This is a genomic window from Paenibacillus sp. 01L418 (assembly GCF_056400045.1).
Genome location: NZ_JBFTSN010000581.1, coordinates 1 through 3,306 on the forward strand (window position 1 = coordinate 1; position 3,306 = coordinate 3,306).

Below are 3,306 nucleotides of genomic sequence, written 5' to 3' on the forward strand. Positions count from 1 at the left end.
GACCCAACCTTAAAGCTTTTATTTCGCGTAATGGAAGGCGATGTACGTTTTATTGTGCGGGAGGAGGAGGGCTCATTTGCAGATCGTGCCTTCCTTTTGCTGTACTTATATCAGTTTATTGACCCGCAGGACAACCGTGAGTATGTGGCGATCGTTCGTAGGCAACAGGTGCTGGCGCAGTTATGGCAAAACGAGCTCGAAACGATGTCGATCATCAGCATGCTGATGGATTGGGGAGAGTTCGAGGCTGCCAAGGAAAAGCTGGATTTGCTTAAAGCAGAAGTGAAGCGGAATAACTGGGAAGGGCTCATCCCCTACACCGCTAATCTAGAGCTGGAATTTGTGCTGCGCGCTGAGCTGTGGTCAGAAGTTGAATCGGCTGCAGAGGTTGTTGAGGCGAAGCTCAAACAGTTTCCTTATCAACGCGAGGAGGGGCATTATCGTATTTTGAAGGGGATAGCGCTTTATCGTTCGAACAGAAAATCCGGCTTGTCCTTTATTGAACAGGGATTCTCGCTGCTGAAGCAGTCGCATTTTTTAGCCAATCTGTTAAACAGCTATCACACCCTTCTGATCATAACCAAGGTGCATGGCTGGGGAGCAGACCGGGATTACTTTGTGAAGGAATGGAGCCGGTTAACGGCACAGATTGGGCTGGATGATATTGCAAAACAGGTAAAGGAGCAGCTTCAAGCTGAGCTGAAATCCTACTAATAATTCTCTAGTAAATTTCTATTAAATCTCTATTTAATCTTTATTCATGCTCTGATATTGCTCTGATAATTGTCCGGTATCGTTGGTTCTATCAACTCATACCGGAGGTTATCAAGATGGAAAATGCAAAAACGAATGATCCGATTTGGCGCCCGCTGCGGGCAAAAAGCTTCCGCCAGCTGTTTATTGGCCAGCTGTTGTCCGACCTTGCGAATTGGCTTGATTTTATAGCGCTTAGCGCATTAATTGTTTATGCATGGAATCACGGCTCTATGGCAGTTGCCGCTTTATCGATCTGTGTCGGTTTGCCTTATGTCATTGTGGGACCGTTGATGAGTGTGCGTCTAAGTTATATTTCCGGAAAAAGCTTGTTAATCGGATGCGATCTATTGCGATTTGTATTCGTGCTGGCCATGGCTTGGGCGCCGTCACTTCCTATTCTCCTGCTATTGGTATTGCTTAAGCACAGCATGAGCGCTGTATTTGATCCGGTTAGGCAAAGCGCTGTTAAACGAATCGTTGACCGGCATTTGCTGGCGCAGGCCTCTTCACTCAGCCAAATGTCGGTTAATTTGACGAAGGTATTGGGACCTATGATCGGCGGAGCAATAATGGCATGGCTCGGAGCAACGGTTCCATTTATCATAAGCGCTATATTGTATGCACTATCAGCTCTGATGCTCAGTTTTATCCCGTCTTGGAGAGGACAGAAGGAGCAAGCGGCAAAATCATCCGGCGGATTAAGGGTTGCCTGGGAGCATGTGATGCGCAGGCCGCTCCTGAAGGCGGTCATTATGTATGCTGCTTCTTTGTTTTTCCTTATCTTTTTGTATGATGGTTTGTTCGTTTTGCTGGCGAAGGAATCGGGAATGGCTGAGAATTTATTCGGACTGCTCATTGGCTCGGTTGGTGCAGGCAGTGTTGCCGGCGCTTTACTGGCAGGACAATGGAGCGGGTGGAAGCAGCGGCCGCTTACCCATATGACGAAAGCGGGTATCGTAACTGGATTTCTCGTTATTGCGGTAGGAATTAGCGGAATGGGCATATTCCAAGCGGAGCTCGCTTTGTGGCTGCCGTTATGTGCGGCACTTGGCTTTTACAGCGCACAAAGCGCGGTGCCGTTTGGCTATGTGCTGCAAATAGAGACGACGGATGAAACGGTTGGTCCTGTGTTTGCGTTAGCGAATGCTTTTCAGACGAGCTCTATGCTCATTGCACCGGTAATAGGGGCGATGATGGCTTCGTGGTGGAGTGTCGGCAGTGTATTCCTCGGTGTTGGGGTAGCTACAACAGGAATAGCGGCTATTTACCTTTATTACAGTGAGACGAAGGTAAATAAGCAGCGGCTAGAGGAGAAAGCATTTTGAAATAAAAGTATAACATTAGAAAAGGTGGTATTACACGAATGTCTGAGGACTTTTATTGTGATGAAGTATTAAGCGGCCGAACATCTGTACAGAAGGTGATTGAGACGGATCGAGTACTTGCTTATCACCATACCAAACCATTTTATCCCGTCCACATTGTTGCAATTCCAAAAAAACATATCTCCTCATTGCTTACTTTAGAAGCGGCAGACAATGACCTGTTTCTTGAGTTAATGGATGTCGTAAAAAAAGCAGCCACTCAAGTGGAATCCGAACATGGTGCTTGCAGAGTCATCACTAATTTAGGCAAATATCAAGACTCTAAACATCTTCACTTTCACATCGTTTACGGCCAACCTTTAAACAAGAACTGAACGACTGATCACTGGCTATCTTAAATTTGACACAATGCATTGCTCGTATTTATCTTCAATAATGATAAGCTGGAGATATCTACTATTCAGGGGTACAACGATGCTCAAAAAAACAGGTTTAGCTGCTTTGTATGCCAGTATTGCTTTTCTTATTTATCGTTTTGGTGATGTGATTTTGACGTGGTTTCAGCAAGCGGATAATGTGCCGCTCGTCGTCATTATGGCAACGCTCGTCGCACTATTTCCTGTCATCCCGTATCCCGTAATCGGCGGGCTCATTGGTGCTGCTCTTGGCCCAGTGTTAGGCGCGGCAGTGACTTGGACGGGCTCAGCGGCAGCATCCATTGTGATGTTTCTGTTTATCCGCTATGGCTATCAAGAGTGGGGGAAGAAATTTCTCTACCGTTATCCAAGCATCGGAAAACTAACGGTGATGTTTGAGCAGAATGCTTTTCTGACGATTATGTTTGCTCGGCTCATTCCGTTCATTCCATCCATTGCAGTTAATATGTACTCTGCGCTAAGCCGTGTTTCCTTTACCGTTTATGCGATCGCCTCATCGATTGGCAAAATTCCAGCGATGCTGCTGTTCGCCACGATCGGTGATACGCTTATGACGGACCCAAGAAACGTATTTGTTACCGTCTTAGTATACGGCTTGTTTATGGCGGTATCTCTTTTTGTTTATCGAAAGTGGAAGCTTCAGTAGATTTTCTCTAAAACAACAGAAGGCCTCTTCGCAAATGATGCGCGCAGAGGTCGTTTTTTTGTTGTACACTCTTCTCGAAAATAAAATGTTCCTGCTAATCCAAAATGTTTAAAATGTTCTTTTTATGTTCGTAAATGTGTGT

4 protein-coding genes are annotated in these 3,306 nt (G+C 45.8%); all 4 read left to right on the forward strand.

Translation table 11 applies throughout. The features are described from left to right. A partial coding sequence (locus AC1DSE_RS33020) for a hypothetical protein (protein ID WP_477528898.1) occupies positions 1 to 714 on the forward strand: 714 nt, incomplete at its 5' end. 116 nt (positions 715 to 830) lie between these two features. Next, on the forward strand, positions 831 to 2,081 hold the full coding sequence (locus AC1DSE_RS33025) for an MFS transporter (protein WP_477509389.1): 1,251 nt from the start codon (positions 831 to 833) through the stop codon (positions 2,079 to 2,081). Positions 2,082 to 2,119: 38 nt separating this feature from the next. After that, complete coding sequence (locus AC1DSE_RS33030; protein ID WP_477509388.1) at positions 2,120 to 2,455, forward strand: HIT domain-containing protein; 336 nt, start codon at positions 2,120 to 2,122, stop codon at positions 2,453 to 2,455. A 100-nt stretch (positions 2,456 to 2,555) separates the two neighbouring features. Further along, positions 2,556 to 3,164 (forward strand): TVP38/TMEM64 family protein, encoded by a 609-nt coding sequence (locus AC1DSE_RS33035; RefSeq protein ID WP_477509387.1) that lies wholly within the window; start codon positions 2,556 to 2,558, stop codon positions 3,162 to 3,164. Positions 3,165 to 3,306 lie beyond the last annotated feature (142 nt).

Excerpts from the sequence above, each read along its gene's own strand:
- AC1DSE_RS33025 (WP_477509389.1), top strand. The coding sequence starts at position 831 with ATGGAAAATGCAAAAACGAATGATCCGATTTGGCGCCCGCTGCGGGCA.
- AC1DSE_RS33030 (WP_477509388.1), top strand. The coding sequence starts at position 2,120 with ATGTCTGAGGACTTTTATTGTGATGAAGTATTAAGCGGCCGAACATCT.
- AC1DSE_RS33035 (WP_477509387.1), top strand. The coding sequence starts at position 2,556 with ATGCTCAAAAAAACAGGTTTAGCTGCTTTGTATGCCAGTATTGCTTTT.